The 18,636-nt window shown below is 56.3% G+C and carries 11 protein-coding genes; 5 read left to right on the forward strand and 6 right to left on the reverse strand.

Annotated elements, in window-relative coordinates; translation table 11 throughout:
- Positions 1-65: 65 nt before the first annotated feature.
- The 6 genes from MV985_RS03055 to MV985_RS03080 all read right to left on the reverse strand — a co-directional run bounded on the left by MV985_RS03055 (position 66) and on the right by MV985_RS03080 (position 11,750).
- A complete protein-coding gene (locus MV985_RS03055; protein ID WP_297461485.1) occupies positions 66-1,202 on the reverse strand; it encodes an ATP-NAD kinase family protein in 1,137 nt (378 codons plus the stop codon).
- Positions 1,203-1,206: 4 nt separating this feature from the next.
- Positions 1,207-2,646: a potassium channel family protein gene (locus MV985_RS03060; RefSeq protein WP_297461487.1), complete on the reverse strand. Its 1,440-nt coding sequence runs from the start codon at positions 2,644-2,646 to the stop codon at positions 1,207-1,209.
- A 63-nt stretch (positions 2,647-2,709) separates the two neighbouring features.
- On the reverse strand, positions 2,710-4,038 hold the full coding sequence (gene cdr, locus MV985_RS03065; RefSeq protein ID WP_297461823.1) for a CoA-disulfide reductase: 1,329 nt from the start codon (positions 4,036-4,038) through the stop codon (positions 2,710-2,712).
- 47 nt (positions 4,039-4,085) lie between these two features.
- A complete protein-coding gene (locus MV985_RS03070) occupies positions 4,086-5,252 on the reverse strand; it encodes a 60S ribosomal export protein NMD3 (protein WP_297461490.1) in 1,167 nt (388 codons plus the stop codon).
- Positions 5,253-5,304: 52 nt separating this feature from the next.
- Positions 5,305-5,604 carry a DUF424 domain-containing protein gene (locus tag MV985_RS03075; protein WP_297461837.1) on the reverse strand — a complete coding sequence of 100 codons (300 nt, stop codon included), beginning with the start codon at positions 5,602-5,604 and terminating at the stop codon, positions 5,305-5,307.
- 77 nt (positions 5,605-5,681) lie between these two features.
- On the reverse strand, positions 5,682-11,750 hold the full coding sequence (locus MV985_RS03080) for a S8 family serine peptidase (RefSeq protein WP_297461493.1): 6,069 nt from the start codon (positions 11,748-11,750) through the stop codon (positions 5,682-5,684).
- A 240-nt stretch (positions 11,751-11,990) separates the two neighbouring features.
- Between MV985_RS03080 and MV985_RS03085 the strand changes: the two genes are divergently transcribed.
- From MV985_RS03085 to ppsA, 5 genes are all read left to right on the forward strand, one after another.
- Positions 11,991-12,656: a hypothetical protein gene (locus MV985_RS03085; protein WP_297461496.1), complete on the forward strand. Its 666-nt coding sequence runs from the start codon at positions 11,991-11,993 to the stop codon at positions 12,654-12,656.
- Entirely contained in the window at positions 12,653-13,654 is a 1,002-nt protein-coding gene (locus MV985_RS03090; RefSeq protein ID WP_297461498.1) for a hypothetical protein, read from the forward strand. The genes MV985_RS03085 and MV985_RS03090 overlap by 4 nt, the downstream gene beginning before the upstream one ends.
- Entirely contained in the window at positions 13,644-14,750 is a 1,107-nt protein-coding gene (locus MV985_RS03095; protein ID WP_297461851.1) for a hypothetical protein, read from the forward strand. The genes MV985_RS03090 and MV985_RS03095 overlap by 11 nt, the downstream gene beginning before the upstream one ends.
- Positions 14,732-16,144 carry a glycosyltransferase family 39 protein gene (locus MV985_RS03100; RefSeq protein WP_297461501.1) on the forward strand — a complete coding sequence of 471 codons (1,413 nt, stop codon included), beginning with the start codon at positions 14,732-14,734 and terminating at the stop codon, positions 16,142-16,144. The genes MV985_RS03095 and MV985_RS03100 overlap by 19 nt, the downstream gene beginning before the upstream one ends.
- 132 nt (positions 16,145-16,276) lie before the next feature.
- On the forward strand, positions 16,277-18,628 hold the full coding sequence (gene ppsA / locus MV985_RS03105; protein ID WP_297461504.1) for a phosphoenolpyruvate synthase: 2,352 nt from the start codon (positions 16,277-16,279) through the stop codon (positions 18,626-18,628).
- Positions 18,629-18,636: the final 8 nt, after the last annotated feature.

Below are 18,636 nucleotides of genomic sequence, written 5' to 3' on the forward strand. Positions count from 1 at the left end.
CATATAAATTTAGCGAAAATGAATGGTCTTGTCCCGCCCAGGAGGATTAAACTTTTCCGTTTAACTCAGAGAACTCTCACAACGCGCTCTCGCCAGGGACTCACCCGGACCCTCAGGTACCCCCTGAGTCTCGCGTCCACCTCGGGATCCCCCGTGTAGACCCTGATAGCGCCATTGGCTATCTTTGACGGGGTTGCGACCACGAGGATGTTCTCCTTCGGGATATGCCTCAGCACCTCGGCTGAGAACTGCTGGTTTCCCCTGCCGAAGAGAAAGTTGAGACCTCCTATAACCGTGACAACGATCTTAGGATCCTTATCAGCAAACCGCAGGAGATCCTTCTCTGTTGCATCCTTCACTAGGAGCCGGACCTTCCCATCCATGACCTCGACAACGTCAACCCCGAGAAGCGTTCCGTCTATTCCAAGCCTGTCCTTTATCCGCTTTATTGTCGAGCCTGAGCCGAGGAAGTAGATACCATCGTTCTCAAGTATCTCCTCCGCAACGGCCTCAGTCATCGCCTCAAGCTCTTCCTCCTCATCGAGGGGGATTCCTTCCTTGCTACCCTGCACAAGGGTCTCGACGACGGGGACGATCGCTTTTTCATAGGTTCTGGCCCTAACCTCGTCGTGTCTGTAAGATTCCTCGTCAATGTCCCTCACTTCCCTCTCCTCGAGTCCTGCCCTCCCCCTGAGGAACTCCACGAGGAGCTTCGCCGCGTCCTCGGGTGACGTTGCAAAAACCCCGGAGTACATTTTAACGCCCGTTGGAATGCCAAGGATCGGGAGCTTTCTGTCAACGGCATCAACCACGTCCCTGGCGGTTCCGTCGCCGCCGGCAAAGAGGAGCAGCTCGACCTTTCCAACCATTCTCCTTGCGAGCTCCTTTGTGTCCTCCGGGGTCGTGTCAGGGATCCTGATGCCGTCAACGAGGCGATAACCTATCTCCCTGTGCCGGATGACATCGTAGGGAAAGTTGAACTCCCTCAGGATGTCCTCTCCGAGAGGCCCTGGGCCCGTTATGAACTCGATCCTTCTCGCTTCCGGGTACGTGCTCAGCTCCCGCAGGAACAGTTTGACCAGTTCAGGGGCCACTGGCCTCGCCCCGCGTTTTATGGCCTCCTCAACGACACCATCGGTTCCCTTCAGGGCCACCCTGCCCCCCATTCCGGCGATTGGGTTGACAATGAGCCCGACCCTCATCGGTTCACCTCATGTACTTTCTCGCGAAGACCGTTAGGAACACCGCCCACATGAACATTCCGAAGAGGGCCTCGACGGAAGCTATGGCCCTTCCCACGCCTATTGGATGGTAGTCACCGTAACCGAGGGTTGTAGCGGTTACGATGCTGAAGTACTCGTAGTCAAGGAGAGTCATGATCCTTGAAAAGCCCTCCACGCTTCCAGTAATGAGGTAGAGAACCGGGAAAAAGAGGTTAACCGCGGCGAGCCATATGAGGATGGGCCTCTTCCAGTCGGTACCGTACTTGCAGGTCAGATCCGCGAAAAGCCATTCGAAGAGCACCTCGACCTTGAGCACGAGCGAGCGCAATCCTCCGGTCCTGCCGGAGAGACGGGAGTTCCTCTTGGCAACCATCTCCAGGTAATAGTACTCGTCGGCTTTCTCAAAGTCGCCGTTCCGCTCCCAGCTTATCCTGGCGAGCCGGTAAAAGACCTCCGCCGCTCTGGGGCTGTTAAACCTGCAGCCCTCCACCTCAACAAAACCGTTCACCATCAGTTCAACCGGAATGTTCGGGAGAACCGTGGAGTTCCATGTAAGGTCCCCATGGATGGACGTTCTCCTGAAAATCATGTTGCCCATGACGGTTATGTGGACGAACTCAGGGTTCTTGAGCCTGCTCCCCGTTATCTCCGCGTGGCCAAAGATGTTCATGTCCTCGATTATCAGACTCCCATGGAACCGGCGGATGCTCAATCGCACCTGCCTCTTGAACCGGGTGGACTGGTCAAACTCTATCTCCTTGATGACCATGCTGGAAACCTTTACGCTCCGCTCCGGTGAAGCCGAGGGCTTTAACCCGTGCTCCTCGAGGATCCTTCTCATCAGAGGGTAGCGAACGTTTATCCCTATTCTCCTCACGTCCCTGAGCCCGCTGAGTTCGATCCTGCCGACGATCCTCCTCTCTCCGTATTCGTCCCTGTTCTCACCCTCACCGGAGTATTCGACGGAGTTTATCATAACGTATCTAATGCTCGAGTTTCGGATGAAGAGGGAGTTGGAGAACCTGAGCCGGAGGAGGTTGAGTCCGAAAACTGTTGAACCGTGGAGGAGGAACGTCCCCACATCGCTCTCAAAGAGGATTATCCTGCCCACCTGGGAATTGAAAAACGTAATTCCCGGGACGCTGACGGAGTCGAGGAGTATGGCTTTTATAGTTGAATTTTTGAAGGTGAGGGGGTTTTCTGCCTTGAAGTCTTTGATCCTCGTTTCATATAGGTAGATGCCCTCGAAGTACGTTTGCCCCTGCTTCAGCCTCCTCTGGAAGGTTTCTTCCTTGATCTCCTTTATCCTCTCACCGAGCAGCTTCTCGCCCTCCTCGAAGGGGATGTGGAGGGCGCAGTACTTTGAACCCTCTACCGGTTTGAGCCTGCACTTCTTCCCGTTCTCGTAGGTGTACTCGCACATCGGAGGGGCTTCCCCGGGAGACTAATAAGCTTTTCCTCCCGGACCTGAAAATGAAAAAGGGGTTCAGAACTTTAGAACCCTCGCCAGAACTATCAGCGGGTCCCAGACGGGAGCGAAGGGCGGTGCGTAAGCTAAGTCCGTGAAGAAGGCATCCCTTGTGGTAAAGCCGGCCGTAAGCATTGCCGCGGCGGTGTCTATCCTCGGAAGGATTTCAGCGCCAACCGCCTGAAGTCCGAGGAGCCTGTTCGTTTCGTTGTCAACAACACCTTTGAGCCATATCGGTCTCGCACCCGGATAGTAGTGGGGTCTGGTGCTGGCCTTTATGAACGCCGTCCTTATGTCGTAGCCCTCTCTTATGGCATCCGCCTCGGTGAGACCGGTCTTTCCAATCTCCACCTCAAAGAACTTGGTAACGCTCGTTCCAAGCACTCCCGGAAAGTGGATCTCCCTCCCGGCTATGTTGCTACCGGCCACATAACCCATCTTGTTTCCGGGCGGTGCAAGGGGAACCCAGACGCGCCTTCCGGTTATTATGTGCTTCGTTTCGGCGACATCTCCAGCCGCATAAACGTTCTCCACGCTGGTCTCCATTTTCTCGTTCGTCCATATGGCCCCGGTTTCACCTATTCTGACACCTATCTGTTTGGCCAGCTCGACGTTGGGCCTTATGCCGGTCGCGATGATGACGAGGTCGGCCTTGTACTCGCCGGCGTCCGTGATGACCTTCTCGACCCTCTTCTTACCCTCGATGCGGAGCGTTATCTCCTGCGTCCTTAGGTTGATCCTCTTTCTCATCTCCTCTTCAAGGATATCGGTGACTTCCCTGTCGAAGGCCCTGGCCATGACCCTCTCATTCCTCTCTATCAGCGTGACCTTCTTGCCCTGAGCCGCGAAGGCCTCCGCCATCTCAACTCCAATGTAACCGCCGCCGATGATAACGACGTCCTCAACTGGATTCTTCTCCATGTACTCCCTAATCGCCACGGCATCCGGCGGGAGGTCCGCGGTGAAGACTCCTGGAAGGTCTATGCCCTCTATCGGCGGAACCCTCGGCGAGGCACCGTTCGCGAAGACTAGGTAGTCCCACTCGTAGGTGTGCTCTCCATCCCCTTCCCTGACGTGAACCTTTCCCTCCTCGACTTCAACGACCCTGGCCTTCAGGTGGAGATCTATCCCGCGCTTCTTTATGAAAACCTCGGGGGGATAGTGCATCAGCTTTTCAATTGGTGAGATGCCCTCGACGACATAGGGGATGCCGCAGGGCGCGTGGCTAACCCATTCTGTTGCCTCAAAGACCTTGACGTCCCACTCGGGTCTCAGCTTCTTGACCCTCGATGCCGCACTCATTCCCGCGGCGCCGCCACCGATAACGACGACCGTTTTCCTCTCCATTGCCATCACCGGATAGAGTTGGGCTGACGGTTAAAAAGGTTGGCGAATCACTCCTTTTTGGAGCGGAAGTACTTCCTTCCGCCCACCCCAACCATTCTGTAAACCTCACCCTCGCGGATTTCCCCCGCCGGTTTCTCCAGTTCGTATACCTCGTAGGTCTTCATGTCCATCATCTGAACCTCCCCCGGTCTCAGGCTGGTTACCATAGCCTCGCTCTCCTCATGCTCTACTGTATCAACCCCTTCCCTCTTCGCGGTTTTCCAGTCGAGGTGCTCGCTCTTCCCCGTGACCAGGTTCCTCAGCGAGAGGCCCCTCCCGTCTACCCTCTCGACCTCGTAGACGTTGCCGCGCTTATCTGCCACTATGTCGCCCCTCCGGAACTTCGGAATCCTTACGCTCACGCTCGTCCTGTAGGTTTCCCTGCTCGTCTGTCTATCAACGCCAACCAGCTCGTAGGCCTCGCTTATCGTCCCTCCAAACTTCTCCTTTATCGCCTGGGCGAGTTTTCTGGCGCTCGAGGTCGAGCCCATGTAGAAGTCCAGACCTTCCTCCTTCTCTATCGTGTCCTGGATGAAGCCCATCCTGTCCCTGCGCATTATCTCGTCGACCTTCTCCTCCACGAGCTTTCCTATAGCCTTTCTCTCGTCCTCGGCCAGCGGCCTGCCCTCGGCGCGAACCTGCAGAATAGCCTCGAAATAGCCCCCGAGGAACTTTGAACAGCGCGGGCAGACGGTCTGGCGAACGTAGACTGTAACGCGCTTCCTTTCGTCGTGGAGCTCCCGCTGGAGCTCGTGCGTTCTGGCCTTGACGCGAACCTCGTAGGTTATTATCGCCGGGAAGTACTCGATGTGCCAGTCGACCGGCTGGAAGGCCACAATTGCTTTTCCAACCGGGAGTTCATCCACTTCCTCAAGCTCCTCCATCGAAACTACCTCGTACTCCCGGATTTTATCGCTCAGCGAGTCCTCAAGCGTCTCGAGAAGCGCGTTGTCGGCGACTTCAAAGATAAGCTCGTCGAGCTCGTAGCTGTGAGGATCAACCCATACGCCCCTCTTCTTATAACTTCCACAGTTCTGGCAGAGTTCTGTGTTTATCTCGCTTTCAATGAGGAGCACGGGGTTCTCCTTGCGGTAGCACACCTGACAGAGCCCCTCGATGAGAGGACCTCCTTCTTCCTCGCTTATTCCACACCGGTAACAGAACCTCTCGCTCATGATCTCACCCGGAGTAAGAGGGAGCGCATGCTTAAAAACGTTAGAGTCTCCCTCACAGGAACATCTTGGCCATCTGGGCGTGGGGAATGCCATCTATCCTGAGAACCCTGTTCTCGTCCACGTAGCCGAGCTCTATGGCCTTTGAGACGCATCTCTCACCAGTCAGGTTGGCTATCGTCGCCTCCTCCAGAAGTTCCCCGAGCCTGTCCTCCTCAACGAGTTCACCTTTGTAGAATCGCTCCTTTACCTCAAGCTTCAGCTCGCCCTCGCGAAAGGTCTTTCCGAGAAGCTCCTCGTCGCATGCCGCTAAAAGAACCTCCCCCTGGACGCGGTAGACCTTGGTGTATATCACGGGTTTCACCGGTGAAAGAAGGGCACGGACTCTTAAAAGGTTGGCGATGGTACAAAAGGAGAAGAAAGGAGAGGGCATCAGCCCTCAGAACCCTCGACTTCCTCTATCGCGGCCTCGAGGATGGTGTAGGCCTTGAGGATGTTGAGGTAGGCCTTGCGGATGTTCGGAAGTGCGGCTATGGCGAGGTTGTCCCTGCCGGGCGTTATGTACTTCTCGGCCTCCTCGTAGTACTTGTCGGCGAGCTCCTTGTAGTGCAGCGCCTCCTGGAGGGTCTCGTTGTCCACTCCGAGCTCAAGGGCCTTCTTGTAGAGCTCATCGAACTTCTGGTCGTACCTCCAGTAGAGCATGTACCAGACGTAGTTTAGCGTTGAGATCCTCATTATGTCGGACTTGGTGATGTAGTCAACCCTGATCTCTCCTGGGGAGTGGAGCCTCATCCTTATGTGGAGCAGCGTTCCTCCCTTGGCAGTGTCCTTCTTGACATCCAGGAGGTCGGCGTTCTTGACGCTGACGTAGTAGCTGGTGGTGTCTGCCGGGAGCTTGAGGACAACCGTGACTATGGTTCCGTGATCGCCGTTGACGGTGAGGTAGTAGATCCTGCCTGCGTCTATAAACCTGGTGATTGAGGCCTTTCCGCCAATGCTCTCCTCGATGTCGTACGTTTCCTGGACGTTCTCCTTGTCAACCCCCTTGACGTAGATCGTTTCCCTGTTGTTGTCCGGTACCAGGTCGTCCAGTGCATCAACTACGAACCTGTACTCGTGGAGCTTGGTATCAACTACCGGTATCTCTATGCTAACCTTGTAGACATCCTTGGGTGACATCACCGGGATCGTGGCCTGAAGGTCTGTGGGTACGTCGTCCTTCACGAGGAGGATCCTGACGTTGGAGACGTTTATGAGCCCGTCGTTGGTGATGTAGGCGGTTATGTTGTAGGTCTCCCCGACGTAGGCGACGCCGCTGGTTTCAATGCCCGATATCCTGACGTCCACGGCGCTCGGCAGTATCTTCACCGGTACCTGGAACATCATTGGGAACTTACTGGTTCCGATGAAGATCATTCCCATGAGTGGTCTGTCGCTGGCGAGATGCTCCTCGGTGAGGTTGTAGCCGGCGGTAATCATGTAGATATCGCCGCTCTTCTCGATGTTCTTGATCGTCAGCTCAGTGCCGTCTATCGTGGTTATGCTGAGGTCGTAGGTGGCGACTCCCTCAGCCGGGTTGCTCCAGGAGTAGACCTCGACTTTGTACTGCCCTGCCTTCGGGTTGTTGATGGTAACCCTCTCATCAGCGCGGAAGGATGTCGAAGAGCCGACCATAACCCAGGTTCCGTTGTTGTTGTAGTATACGTACAGGTCGAGGTCCACGCCAGCTATGTCGTCCCAGTCGCTCCTGAGCTCCACGTCGAGTATCGGTGAGTTGGTCACGTTGACGAAGTAGTAATCCGACTCGCCCGTCTCCGGAGCAAGGATGTTGTGGTACTCGATGGGTTCGCTGAATCCGAAGGCCTCGGCGGTGAGATCACCGGCCCATTCAGGCACCTTCACCGTGAAGACCTGCTCGTTGCTCTGGCTCTTTACCTCGACCCACTTGTTCGGACTTAGCTTGGCTAGGTCAACCCTGCCGGTGAAGGGTATCACGGGGGTCAGTCCGAAGGGCGTGTAGACCCACATCGCGTTGAGGCCTGGGACAGCCTTGGCCATGACCACGCTCTCGCCGAAGCGGATCCTGTGGCCCCTGGCGCTGTCCACCATGCCGTAGGGTCCGAAGATGTCCGGGTACTCCATGCTCCAGAAGTCAACCTTCGGCTGGAGCAGGGACGGGTAAACCGCAGCAAATCCGTCCCAGGTTACGTCCGCCAGTATGTAGCCGTCTTCGGCGTCCTCCGTCGGAACGTTGAAGTAGTAGAGCCTCGCGTCCTTGACGTAATCGGAACCCTGGGTGCTGTATAGGTGGGAGTTGTCGTAGAGTCCGCTTGCCTCATCCGAACCTCCGAAGCTGAAGCTCGGCGATGGCGATGCAACAATCACGCTGACCGGCAGGGTAACGATGTCCTTGCCGTAGTCCACGTAGATCGCTCCCTCGTAGAGTCCGTAGGAGGCGTTCTCCGGGACCTTCAGGGTGGCCTTGAAGGTACCGCTGGACTTGGCGCCAAGGATGAACTCTCCGGGTGTAACCTTGACCCAGTCCCACGGGGTGATCCTGTAGAACTCCAGCTTGATTGTTCCGTTGAACGTGGCATCACCGTACTGCCTGACCTGGAGCAGGAGCAGAGGGGACCTCTCAAGCGGCTCCCTGACGGTGAACGAGACGACGGCACCTACTCCACCCTGCTGGATGAGACCGCCGATTCCATAGAGTCTTACGAGCATGCGAACGCCAAGTGTTGGAACGTTCGGGTAGACGGTCACCTTCATCATCTGCGTGTCGTTGGGTATGAGGTCGTTTATCCTCACCAGTGGCCAGTTGGTGGAGTTGACGTTCTCTATTGGTATCTCCGTCTCGCCGATCTTCTTGAGAACGCCGGCCTCGACTTTGACTTCAACGTCCTCGTTGTAATAGTTGGTCAGCTTGAACTCCTGACTGTCGCTTTCTCCAGGATAGAGGATGTTCGGGAAAGCCTCGTGGTCACTGCCCTCGTACGAACCCGCCTGCCACTTGGTGGGACTGGCCAGCACTCCTCCTTCTTCAAGAGCTATCTCAACCGCCTTGGTGGCGTTGAGGTAACCTGAACCCTGCTGGAAGACGTCGTTGTAGACGTTCTCCGCCGCAGACATGAGGATCTCTCTCATCTCTTCGGTGGTCGGGTACCTTCCGTGGGCCCGGTAGAATGCCTCAGCAACCAGGGCGCCAACACCGGCCGCCATCGGGGTGGCGAGGCTGGTTCCGGCCCAGACCTCGTTGGCGTACTTTCCACCGATTATTGGTTCTGCCCTCCATGCCTGCATGTTGAGTGTTGTACTTCCCAGGGCGAACATTCCGGGGGTGAGCACATCTGGCTTGACCTGTCCGAGGGCGTTTGGTCCCCTGCTCGAGAACTCAACGACGTCCCCATGTGGATCGAGGGCGTTCCATCCAACCGCTATGCGGTAGCCCCACTCTGTGGCTGCACCTATGGTTATGGCTCCAGGTGAAGCGCCCTCGCTGGGATCCGTGGCGTATCCCGGACCCTCGTTGGCCGCCGCGAAGAAGTGAACTGTTTCGGGCCTTATCTTGGTGAGATACTCCAGGAACCTGTCCTCGAAGCTGAATCCTCTGTCAAAGGAGTAGTACAGACCCCTACCGTAGCTGTTGCTCGTCAGCTGGGCCTCATCACCCGTTCCGGGCTGTCCGTCGTAGCCCTCGGTGGAGAAGTACATCATGTCTATCCAGTTGGACGTGGGCGTGTAGAGGTCTCCCTCGGCTATTATCTTGGATTCGATGGCGTTTCCAACGACCGGGTAGAAGTCCCCGGGTATTCCGAACGAGGCCGGTCCAACGGTCCTGCCCCTCGCGGCTATCGCTGCGGCACAGAGGGTTCCGTGCTCGAGACCGCCTGCGAAGATCGTTCCCAGCATGAAGGCAACGAGTGAGCCATCCTCCGGGGTAAGCTTCTCCTCGCTTATTCCGTGCTGTCCAAGGTTCCACCTCTCGTAGACCTGCTCAGCATAGGGAATCGGGGTCTTGCCGTCGGCTATGAAGTAGATCATTCCTCCCGAAAGGTCGGCGTAGCCGTCCCTGCCCGGAACGCTGAACTCTCCGTAGTCTGGATCGAAGTCCGTCCTGAAGAGGTCCCAAGCTATCACGGGGTTGTCTTTGGTGTGGCCGGTATCCTCGTTGAAGTCAACGAAGTAGCCCCAGTCGGTGGTGAGATCCACGTAAACCTTGTCCGAGGTACCGTCTCCGTCGGAGTCAACAACGAGAACGAAGCCTAGGTTGAGGTACTCAGCGTCGGGTGGAGTGTTAACAACCGCCAGTGCAAGGTCCGGGTGGAGACCGATGTGGACGACGTTGCCCTCGAAGGGGAGTGTTAGGTTGGTGTTGAGTGGGAGCCTCACGGGCAGCGGGCCCATTCCATCGATGTAGGGCATGGCCATGAAGCCTAGGCTGATGGCGGTGGCGTTGGGATCTGGAATGAGCGGGTCTGCCAGGAAGTCGGTCGTGGATGGCAGGAGGTAGTAGTAGGGTACCCCGATGTTGCCCATTCCAAGTCCGACGGCACCCTTGTTTATCGCGCTGGCGCGGAAGGTGACGCCGTCAACGCCGACGACGCTGGGTATTCCCAGGTTGAGCAGGTCGTAGGTGCGGGTGTCAATGTGCAGGTAGTTCTTGGTGAAGTTGAGGGGTATCGGCGGGAGGTACTTCACCGTATAGGCATCTATGTTGTAGGTGGTGTTGCCCGGGTTGTCGAAGCTGTGGACGATGATGAGATAGTCGCCGGGCGCGGGGTTGTCAAGCTCGACTCTCTCATCGGGACCGATCTTAAATGATCTTCCCACGATTGATCCGTTGTAAACCACATAGATATCAATGTCAAGGCTCTCGTTGACGCTAGATGTCTCGACAACGAAGGTGTCAACGGTGTCGTTTATTGTTACGGGGTATACGGTGAAGTTCCCATCGGGGGGAGCCGGAACGTTGGTCTCGTTGAGGAGCACGTTGGTCTCGGTGGGAATGTAGAACCCGTTGGTATCGAGGAAGTTCGTGCTTATGAGGAAGAGCCTGCCGCCGTTGTCGAGATACGTGCTTACGTTTGCAAGCTCATCGTCGGTAAAGGGCTCATAGTTCATGCCGGTAAACCAGATAACCGCCTGATAATCGGCCAGAACTGTGGTGTTGGGCCGTGGCCCGTCAACTCCAACGCGGTAGAGGGTGAAGTTGTAGCCGAGCTTTTCAAGGGCGGTCACGTAGTACTTGTCGAAGTCGTACCACATTGTACCGTTGTTGTCGGGGCCATTGTCATCGTCCACGAGGAGTATCTTCCCGCTCGGGGTTCCGTTGAAGAGGAAGTAGAGGGCGTTGGCCATGAGGATTGCCCGGTAGGTCTCGTTGGGCACGTTGGCAAGGCTCATTCCCGAGAAGACAAGGGAGAAATTGTCCCCCGTATAGCCGGTTATGTAGGGCGCGTAAACCACCACGGGAACGCCGGTGACAAGCGAGGTGTTCGTGTACCACGGGATGATTCCGAACAACGGTATGGCCTGGGGGAACACCATGTTAAACTGGAGGTAGTCCATCATCGAAGCGCTGTCAAAGGCTATGGGCCAGCCGTAGTAGGGCGACTCGGGGTTGGTTTCGATGGCGTAGGCATCCTGGAGATCCGGGTTTCCGAAGTCAACTCCGCTGTCGATTACCGCGACGTTTATGTTATTGCCGGTCACGTTGTACTTTTCCCAGACGTCCATCGAACCGAGGTTGTGCACGGCGAAGATGTCCTGCGGCTCCGGTATCGGGTAGGCCTTCCTCATCTGGCGGGCGAGGGCCATCTTGCCCTTGAGGACCGGCAGAACGCGGGGGATCGCGAGGTTGTTCCTTGAAATCACATTCTTGATGGGAACAACTTTCTTGCCGTTCACCATCATGGGGTCATGGAGCATCGCGGGGTAGACGTTGCTGAGTCCCGGTGAATTGTGCTCTTTAAGATATCTGAACACAGCCTTCAGGGATGTATCGTCCCCTGCGTTCCTAAGGGTTTCTATCATCGGCCTGACGTCGCTCATGGGGGCTATCTCGAGGACGCCCTTGATCTTTGCCAGACTCTGGAGGCTCCGGAGAGAATCCTCCGATATCTTGATGCCGACGATGTAGACGTTGGTACCGCCGATGTTGGCGTGTCCCATTATCTTAACTCCACTGATCCTCACGTTCTCGAGAGGGTACTGGGAAACGACCCTAACAGGAAGCCAGAAGTCTTCCGAAGACTTGGCCTTCTGGAGCTCCTTCACAACCTCCAATAGGTCGGGAGTGATAATCTCCTCTGGCCTCACGTACTTTTCCTCGGGCGAGACGGTAGTCCCGGGGGATACTTTCTCCACTGATATCTTACCGGCCGCCGAATCTCCGTGTGGATAATCTGTAGCGGCCACTCCTGGAGTTGGTAGTACCGCTGGCACCACTGAGAGCAGCATTACTACCGCGATCAAAAGGCTTAAAGCCTTCTTATTCATCCTGACACCTCCTAACCATAATGGTCATCTATACTGTGAAGGCCGCATGAATATAAATATTTCGTTCTGTTGAGTAGGATAACGACCCCGGGAGTCGCTATACCACCGTCAGTGGCTATTTTGGAGCGCAGGGGACATATTTGCTTCCTAACCGGTACTGAAAAACCCCTGAAGGTCAAAAACTGTGAACCGCAACACATAAAACCTGTTTATCAGGAGGAATTGCCGGACGGTGAAACAATGGAGTGGAGGAGAGTCGCACTTATAATCCTCATTGTGGCGGTGTTCGGTTTTCTCCTCAACCAGTACGTCCCCCACTATCAGGGCGGGGAGGTGTATGAGGCTGCCAACAGGGCCTACGGCCTCCTCGTGAAGGGCTTCAACGTGACGATCACCGTTGAGACCGTTGACGGAAAAACCATTACAGGGACCCTGTTGAGCGTAAGGGGTTCCACCATAAACATTGTGGTCAACGGAACCGTCCTGAGTGTCGGTGGCCCGAGTGCCACCAAGGAAGACCTCAGGGCCCGGCTCATAAGGGTGCACTATCGGGGAAAGGTCTACGTCTACGAACTCCCACCCCAGCTTGGTAGAATGGATGAAATAGCGGACAACCTGACGGTCAACGCCTACTCGGAGAGATTCAGCGGCATGGTGTACATAGACGGGAACATAACCCCGATCAGACTCGGAATGCTCAAGTACAAAGCTGATTACCTCTCTTACGGGTCGGTGACGATAAACCAGGTGAGCTCCAGTGGGGCAATCATAAGCACCAACATGGTTCCGCTGGGGTTTCTGAGGGAGTACTTAGGTAACTACTCGGTTTACATTTACGGCGTCCTCTACGTCAACTCGGAGGAGAGAAATCTGCCCCTGAAGCTGGTCGAGGTGAGGACGGGATGAGGGGCCTGCCCCTTCTCATTCCCCTCGCTTTCGTCACATTCATAGCCCTCGGTCTGGCCCAGCCGAAGACGATGGTCGTCGGAACGGCCTTCGCCCTGGCAATAGTTCTGGGCATTTACCGGGGGGACAGGATCAACTGGCTTGACGGTGGATTAAAGCTGGAGGACAGGCACGTGATCATCGCCTTCTGGGGGGCGGTTGGAATTATAGCTCTTCAGCTGTTCCTCCTTCGCGATGTTCCCCTCCTTCACCCCGCGATAAGGACCCAACTGAACCCCCGCCTGACGGCTTTAACATACTTTCTCGGCGTTCCGTCGAGTGTTTACCTGTTCCTCCGCGGAAAAAGGTATTCCCTCCTCTATCCCCTGGCGGTTTCCCTCTACGCTTACAGAACGCCCGTTCTTGTCAGCCTGGTGGCCATCGGTTCCGCCTACTGCGGGAACCTGCGTGCCGGAAACAGGTCCAGGATAACGGGCGTGGCACTTTTGATGGCGTTCCTCGGACTTCTCGGCATTGGAATGACCCTCGCCAGGGGTGAGGCCCTCTCCAACCTCTGGGTGAGGATTCAGAGCTCCACATCGGTGCTGGATATTATAGTCTGGCGCGCCGGCTGGAAGGGTTTCTACCACGGCTACCTCCAGTGGAGTGGGCTTAAATCTTACATAACTGGTGGTTATTCCCCCAGGGGACTCGTGGCAAAGTTCCTCTACGTCAGGACGGGCTCAACTATAACCCCAACACTGCTGGGGGGAATGTACCTGGACTTCGGGATCTTCGCCCTGCTTGAGGGCTTCCTCCTAGGGATGTACTATGGAATGATCTCAAGGGCAACACACCCGGTTACGCTGTCCCTCTACTACTCCACCCTTGCCTATGGGCTCATCGGCGTGGAGACAGGAATACTGGATCTCCCCGTCTACCTGCTCTTCGGACTCGGGGCTTACGTGGTCCTCTCGGGCTGGAAGAAATTGAAGCACGGGGTTGACCATGCGGATTAGCGCGCTCTTCTGGATCGCTACGGTATTCTACCTCCTGCTCGCAATGCTCTCGAAGAGTCTGTACCGGGGTCTCCTCCCGCCAGTGGAAACCGCACCGCTGCTCTATGCCCTGGCATTCCTGGGTATCATGTGGATCTCTCACCGTCTGGAACCTGGGCTCGACGGGAGAGAAAGGGCCCGGTTGTATCTCCTCACGATCTTCCTGGTTCTCTCAGCCCTCGGCCTTTTCGGTTTTCTGGTCTCCCTGGTGGTCATCGGAATCGCGTTCCTGCTCACCCAAAGGGCGAAGAAGATGGATCCGGCGGCTTTTATGGGGAGAGTGGAGAGGTTACTGCTGGTGCCAGCGGTTGTCCTCCTTGCAGTCCCCCTGCTGGCCGGTTCCGTACCCCTCTTTGATCCTGTGGAAAGGTACTCGGACTTCAGGTTCTTTTATCTCGCCGCTGGCTACCTGACCGTTGCACTCATCTCCATCCGACCCCATCTGAGGTTCTTCCTTCTCGGGGAGGTTATAGCGCTTCTCTCGACCTTCAGGACGGTTGGTCTTTCGGTGGCACTGGCCTACGTCCTCGGAGCCGTTGGTCGAGGCAATTCCGGTCGCGGTGGATGGAGGGGGCATCTGCCCCTTCTCATCGCGGTGGCGGCGGGTGTTCTGGTTCTCGCGGTCAGGTACCTGGCGACCCTCGGGACCTATCCTTCCTGGCACCTCGGTTTCCTGGAAACACTTCTCTATCGTCCGGGGTTCACATATACGGTCTACGAACGGCTCTTTGAGATGGGTATGCCCCTGGGGAGACGCGGGATACTGTTCTCCACCGATCCCAAGGGCTACGTCGGTTCCCTCTTTGGCAGCGATGTCGGTTACACCTACACCATCTTCGGTCAGCCCGCCTACGATTTCGGAATACTCGGGCTGCTGGAGGCGGGTTTCCTGGGGCTGGCGCTGGCCGATTCGGAGAGGACCCGGCCAACGGGGATCCTTGCGGTTACCTTCCTGATTCTGATGATTCCGATCGGAATGGATGCGTTTTTCCTCTCGGCACTCTCCCTGTTCGCGTACATCTCCCTGGAGGTGGGAATGTGGGCAGAAAGTGGCTGATCCCGATCCCCCTTGCCGTTGCCTTCCTTCTTGGTACCCTCACCTTTCCACCCTGGGATACGCTCACGTACGATGGCGCGCTCTATATAGACATCGCCAGGAACCTTGCCGTCAATCCAACCAACTTCACCTACCAGGGGGTCTACGTGATGTACCGTCCACCGCTCTACCCCTACACCCTTTCCGCTTTCTACCGCTTTATCCATGCTCCCCTGGACCAGTTAACGGTCGCGAGGCTCGTCTCCCTCCTGGCCTTTTCCCTGACGGCTTCCCTGGTCTTCCTCCTCGCCCGGGAGCTCTTGGAAGACGATGAAGGAGCCCTCCTAGCGAGTCTGTTCTACATCTTCAACGCCCTGGCCTTCACCATGGGAACCAGGGAACTGGTTCACAGCGAATTTACGCTCTTCTACACCCTCGCGATTTATCTCCTCTACACGGGAAGAAAAAGGGGAAATCCCACAAGGATTTACCTGGCCTTCGTCTCAGCCGGCCTAGCAATACTGACGCGCTACACTGGACTCTCCCTAATAGCGGTCTTTATCGCCTACCTCTGGTTCACGGAGTGCTGGGACTGGGCCAGAAAGAGGGAATACTGGGTTGGCTTTGCCCTGCTCCTCCTGACCCTGAGCCCATGGCTGTACCTGGGCCATCTTCACTACGGTGGAGCCCTGAAGCCCTTTGAAATAGCGAGCAGGACCGTTACAGCAGACAGGCCCGTTTCGGTCTCAGATTACTTCAAACTGCTTCGCAGAGATATGGGCGCGGTTCTTCTCCTCCTCACCGCCTTGGGCATCCTCGGACAGAAGAAGAACATGAAGGGCTGGCTTCTCCTGAGCTGGTTTTTTGTGGGTCTGATGGGTATCCTGACGGTCACCCATAAGGAAACGCGCTTCATAACGTTCCTTGCCCCGGTCATGGGAATACTGGCCGTTGAAGGAGTTTCGCTAATGGTAGACTGGGTTGAGAAAGTCCTTGAACTCGCTGGAAGGCCGGTAGAATCATGGAAAAAGGCCGTCACAATAGGCATCGCCCTTCTCCTCCTCGTTCCGGTGGGTAGGAGCGCCTTTGCCCTGAAGGAGAAGTGGGACGTAACGGGTAAGTACGACTCCCACGTGCTAAGGTATGCGAGCGAGCATTATCCGGGCGAAAAGCTCCTCGTGTCCCCCTACCTCTACACGATGGCGGGGTTCTACTATCCCGGCGCAAGGGTTGAGATGATACTCCGCCGGGAAGACGTCCAGAGGAAGATAAGCGAAGCCTACTACGACGTGATAATCCACAAGGAGCCAAACACATACCTTAACATCATAACGAGTGGGAACTACAAGCTCGTCAAGGAGTTTTACAACGGGAAGTTCAAAATCTTTATAAGGAAGAACCTCGGGGCGAATTAGGGCGCCCTATTTTCAAATGGACACATCCCCTCTCCTTTTCAATCATATACACTGACGAACAGGCCTGGATAGTTAATTTTAAAAATGACCGCTCGATATATCACCCGCAGTAATTAAACGGAGGGAATCGCCATGAGCGAGTACAGGTTTATAAAGTGGTTTGAGGAGCTCAGCAAGGAAGACGTCCCCCTCGTTGGGGGAAAGGGCGCGAACCTCGGTGAGCTCACAAGGGCCGGAATCCCGGTTCCGCCCGGGTTCTGCGTTACCGCGGAGGCTTACAAGTACTTCGTCGAGAACGTCCGCGTTGAGGATGGGAGAACGCTCCAGGAGTGGATTATGGACATCATCAGCAAGACCAACGTTGATGACTCAAAGCAGCTCCAGGAGAACACTGCCAAGATCAGGGAGAAGATAATCTCCCTTCCGATGCCCGAGGAGATCGCCAGTGAGATCGAGGATGCCTACAAGAAGCTCAGCCAGAGGTTCGGCAAGGACGCGGTTTACGTCGCCGTCCGCTCTTCTGCTACCGCTGAAGACCTTCCCGAGGCTTCCTTTGCCGGCCAGCAGGAGACCTACTTGGATGTTTACGGCGTTGAAGACGTCATAGACAAGGTCAAGAAGTGCTGGGCCTCACTCTGGACTGCCAGAGCTACCTTCTACCGGGCCAAGCAGGGCTTCGACCACAGCAAGGTCTACCTCTCGGCGGTTGTGCAGAAGATGGTCAACAGCGAGAAGAGCGGTGTCATGTTTACAGCGAACCCGGTCACCAACGATAGGAACGAGATAATGATCAACGCCAGCTGGGGCCTCGGTGAGGCCGTCGTCAGCGGTGCCGTTACTCCCGATGAGTACATCGTTGAGAAGGGCACCTGGAAGATAAAGGAGAAGTTCATCGCCAAGAAGGAGGTTATGGTGGTCAGGAACCCTGAGACCGGCAAGGGAACCGTTCTCGTCAGGGTTGCAGACTACCTCGGCCCGGAGTACGTCGAGAAGCAGGTTCTCACTGACGATCAGATAATCGAGGTAGCCAAGATGGGAGCAAAGATAGAGGATCACTACGGCTGGCCGCAGGACATCGAGTGGGCCTACGACAAGGACGACGGCAAGCTCTACATCGTTCAGTCAAGGCCGATAACCACCCTCAAGGAGGAGGCAAAGGCTGAGGAGGCCGCCGAGGTTGAGGAGGCGGAGGTCATCCTCAAGGGACTCGGTGCCTCGCCGGGCATCGGCGCCGGTAGGGTTGTGGTTATCTTCGACGCCAGCGAGATCGACAAGGTCAAGGAAGGCGACGTTCTGGTCACAACTATGACCAACCCGGACATGGTTCCGGCAATGAAGAGGGCCTCAGCGATCATCACCGACGAGGGCGGAAGGACCAGCCACGCCGCTATCGTTAGTAGAGAACTCGGCATTCCAGCGGTTGTCGGAACCAAGGTCGCAACCAAGGTCCTCAAGACCGGCGACTACGTCACCGTTGACGGAACCAGGGGTGTCGTTTACAAGGGCATAGTCAAGAGCCTCGTCGAGAAGAAGGAGGAAGAGAAGGCCGGCGGACAGGTCGTCGTTGCAGGCGCCCCGCTCGTCACCGCCACCAAGGTCAAGGTCAACGTCTCAATGCCGGAAGTGGCTGAGAGAGCTGCAGCAACCGGTGCCGACGGTGTTGGACTGCTCCGCGCTGAGCACATGATACTCAGCATCGGCCAGCACCCGGTCAAGTTCATCAAGGAAGGTAAGGAGGAGGAGCTTGTAGAGAAGCTCGCCGACGGAATAAGGACCGTTGCCTCTGCCTTCTATCCGAGGCCGGTCTGGTACAGGACGCTTGATGCTCCTACCAACGAGTTCAAGGAGATGCCGGGTGGAGAGGACGAGCCGGACGAGAGGAACCCGATGCTCGGCTGGAGAGGAATCAGAAGGAGCCTTGACCAGGTCGAGCTCCTCAAGGCAGAGTTCAAGGCCATCAAGAAGGTTGTCGAGGAGGGCTACGACAACATCGGTGTCATGCTCCCGCTGGTAGCCAACCCCGACCAGATAAGGAAGGCCAAGGAGATAGCCCGCTCAGTCGGCCTCGAGCCGCACAAGGACGTCGAGTGGGGCATCATGATCGAGGTCCCGGCGGCTGCGCTAATCATCGAGGACCTCATCAAGGAGGGACTTGACTTCGTCAGCTTCGGTACCAACGACCTCACCCAGTACACACTGGCAATCGACAGGGACAACGACAGGATTGCCTACCTCTACGACGAGAAGCACCCGGCCGTGCTCAAGCTCATCGAGAACGTCATCAAGGTTGCCAAGAAGTACGGCGTCGAGACCAGCATCTGCGGACAGGCGGGCAGTGACCCGAAGATGGCGAAGATACTCGTCAGGCTCGGAATTGACAGCATCTCAGCGAACCCCGATGCCGTCGAGCTCATCAGGAAGACCGTCGCCCAGGAAGAGCAGAAGATCATCCTCGAGGCTGCTCGCAAGAGGCTCTTCGAGTGAAGCCTTTT

The sequence above is a fragment of the Thermococcus sp. genome (assembly GCF_027012695.1).
GTDB lineage: Archaea > Methanobacteriota_B > Thermococci > Thermococcales > Thermococcaceae > Thermococcus.

Coding starts and splice junctions, on each gene's coding strand:
- MV985_RS03085 (WP_297461496.1), top strand. CDS start 11,991: ATGGAGTGGAGGAGAGTCGCACTTATAATCCTCATTGTGGCGGTGTTC.
- MV985_RS03055 (WP_297461485.1), bottom strand. CDS start 1,202: ATGAGGGTCGGGCTCATTGTCAACCCAATCGCCGGAATGGGGGGCAGG.
- MV985_RS03060 (WP_297461487.1), bottom strand. CDS start 2,646: ATGTGCGAGTACACCTACGAGAACGGGAAGAAGTGCAGGCTCAAACCG.
- cdr (WP_297461823.1), bottom strand. CDS start 4,038: ATGGAGAGGAAAACGGTCGTCGTTATCGGTGGCGGCGCCGCGGGAATG.
- MV985_RS03095 (WP_297461851.1), top strand. CDS start 13,644: ATGCGGATTAGCGCGCTCTTCTGGATCGCTACGGTATTCTACCTCCTG.
- MV985_RS03070 (WP_297461490.1), bottom strand. CDS start 5,252: ATGAGCGAGAGGTTCTGTTACCGGTGTGGAATAAGCGAGGAAGAAGGA.
- ppsA (WP_297461504.1), top strand. CDS start 16,277: ATGAGCGAGTACAGGTTTATAAAGTGGTTTGAGGAGCTCAGCAAGGAA.
- MV985_RS03090 (WP_297461498.1), top strand. CDS start 12,653: ATGAGGGGCCTGCCCCTTCTCATTCCCCTCGCTTTCGTCACATTCATA.
- MV985_RS03080 (WP_297461493.1), bottom strand. CDS start 11,750: ATGAATAAGAAGGCTTTAAGCCTTTTGATCGCGGTAGTAATGCTGCTC.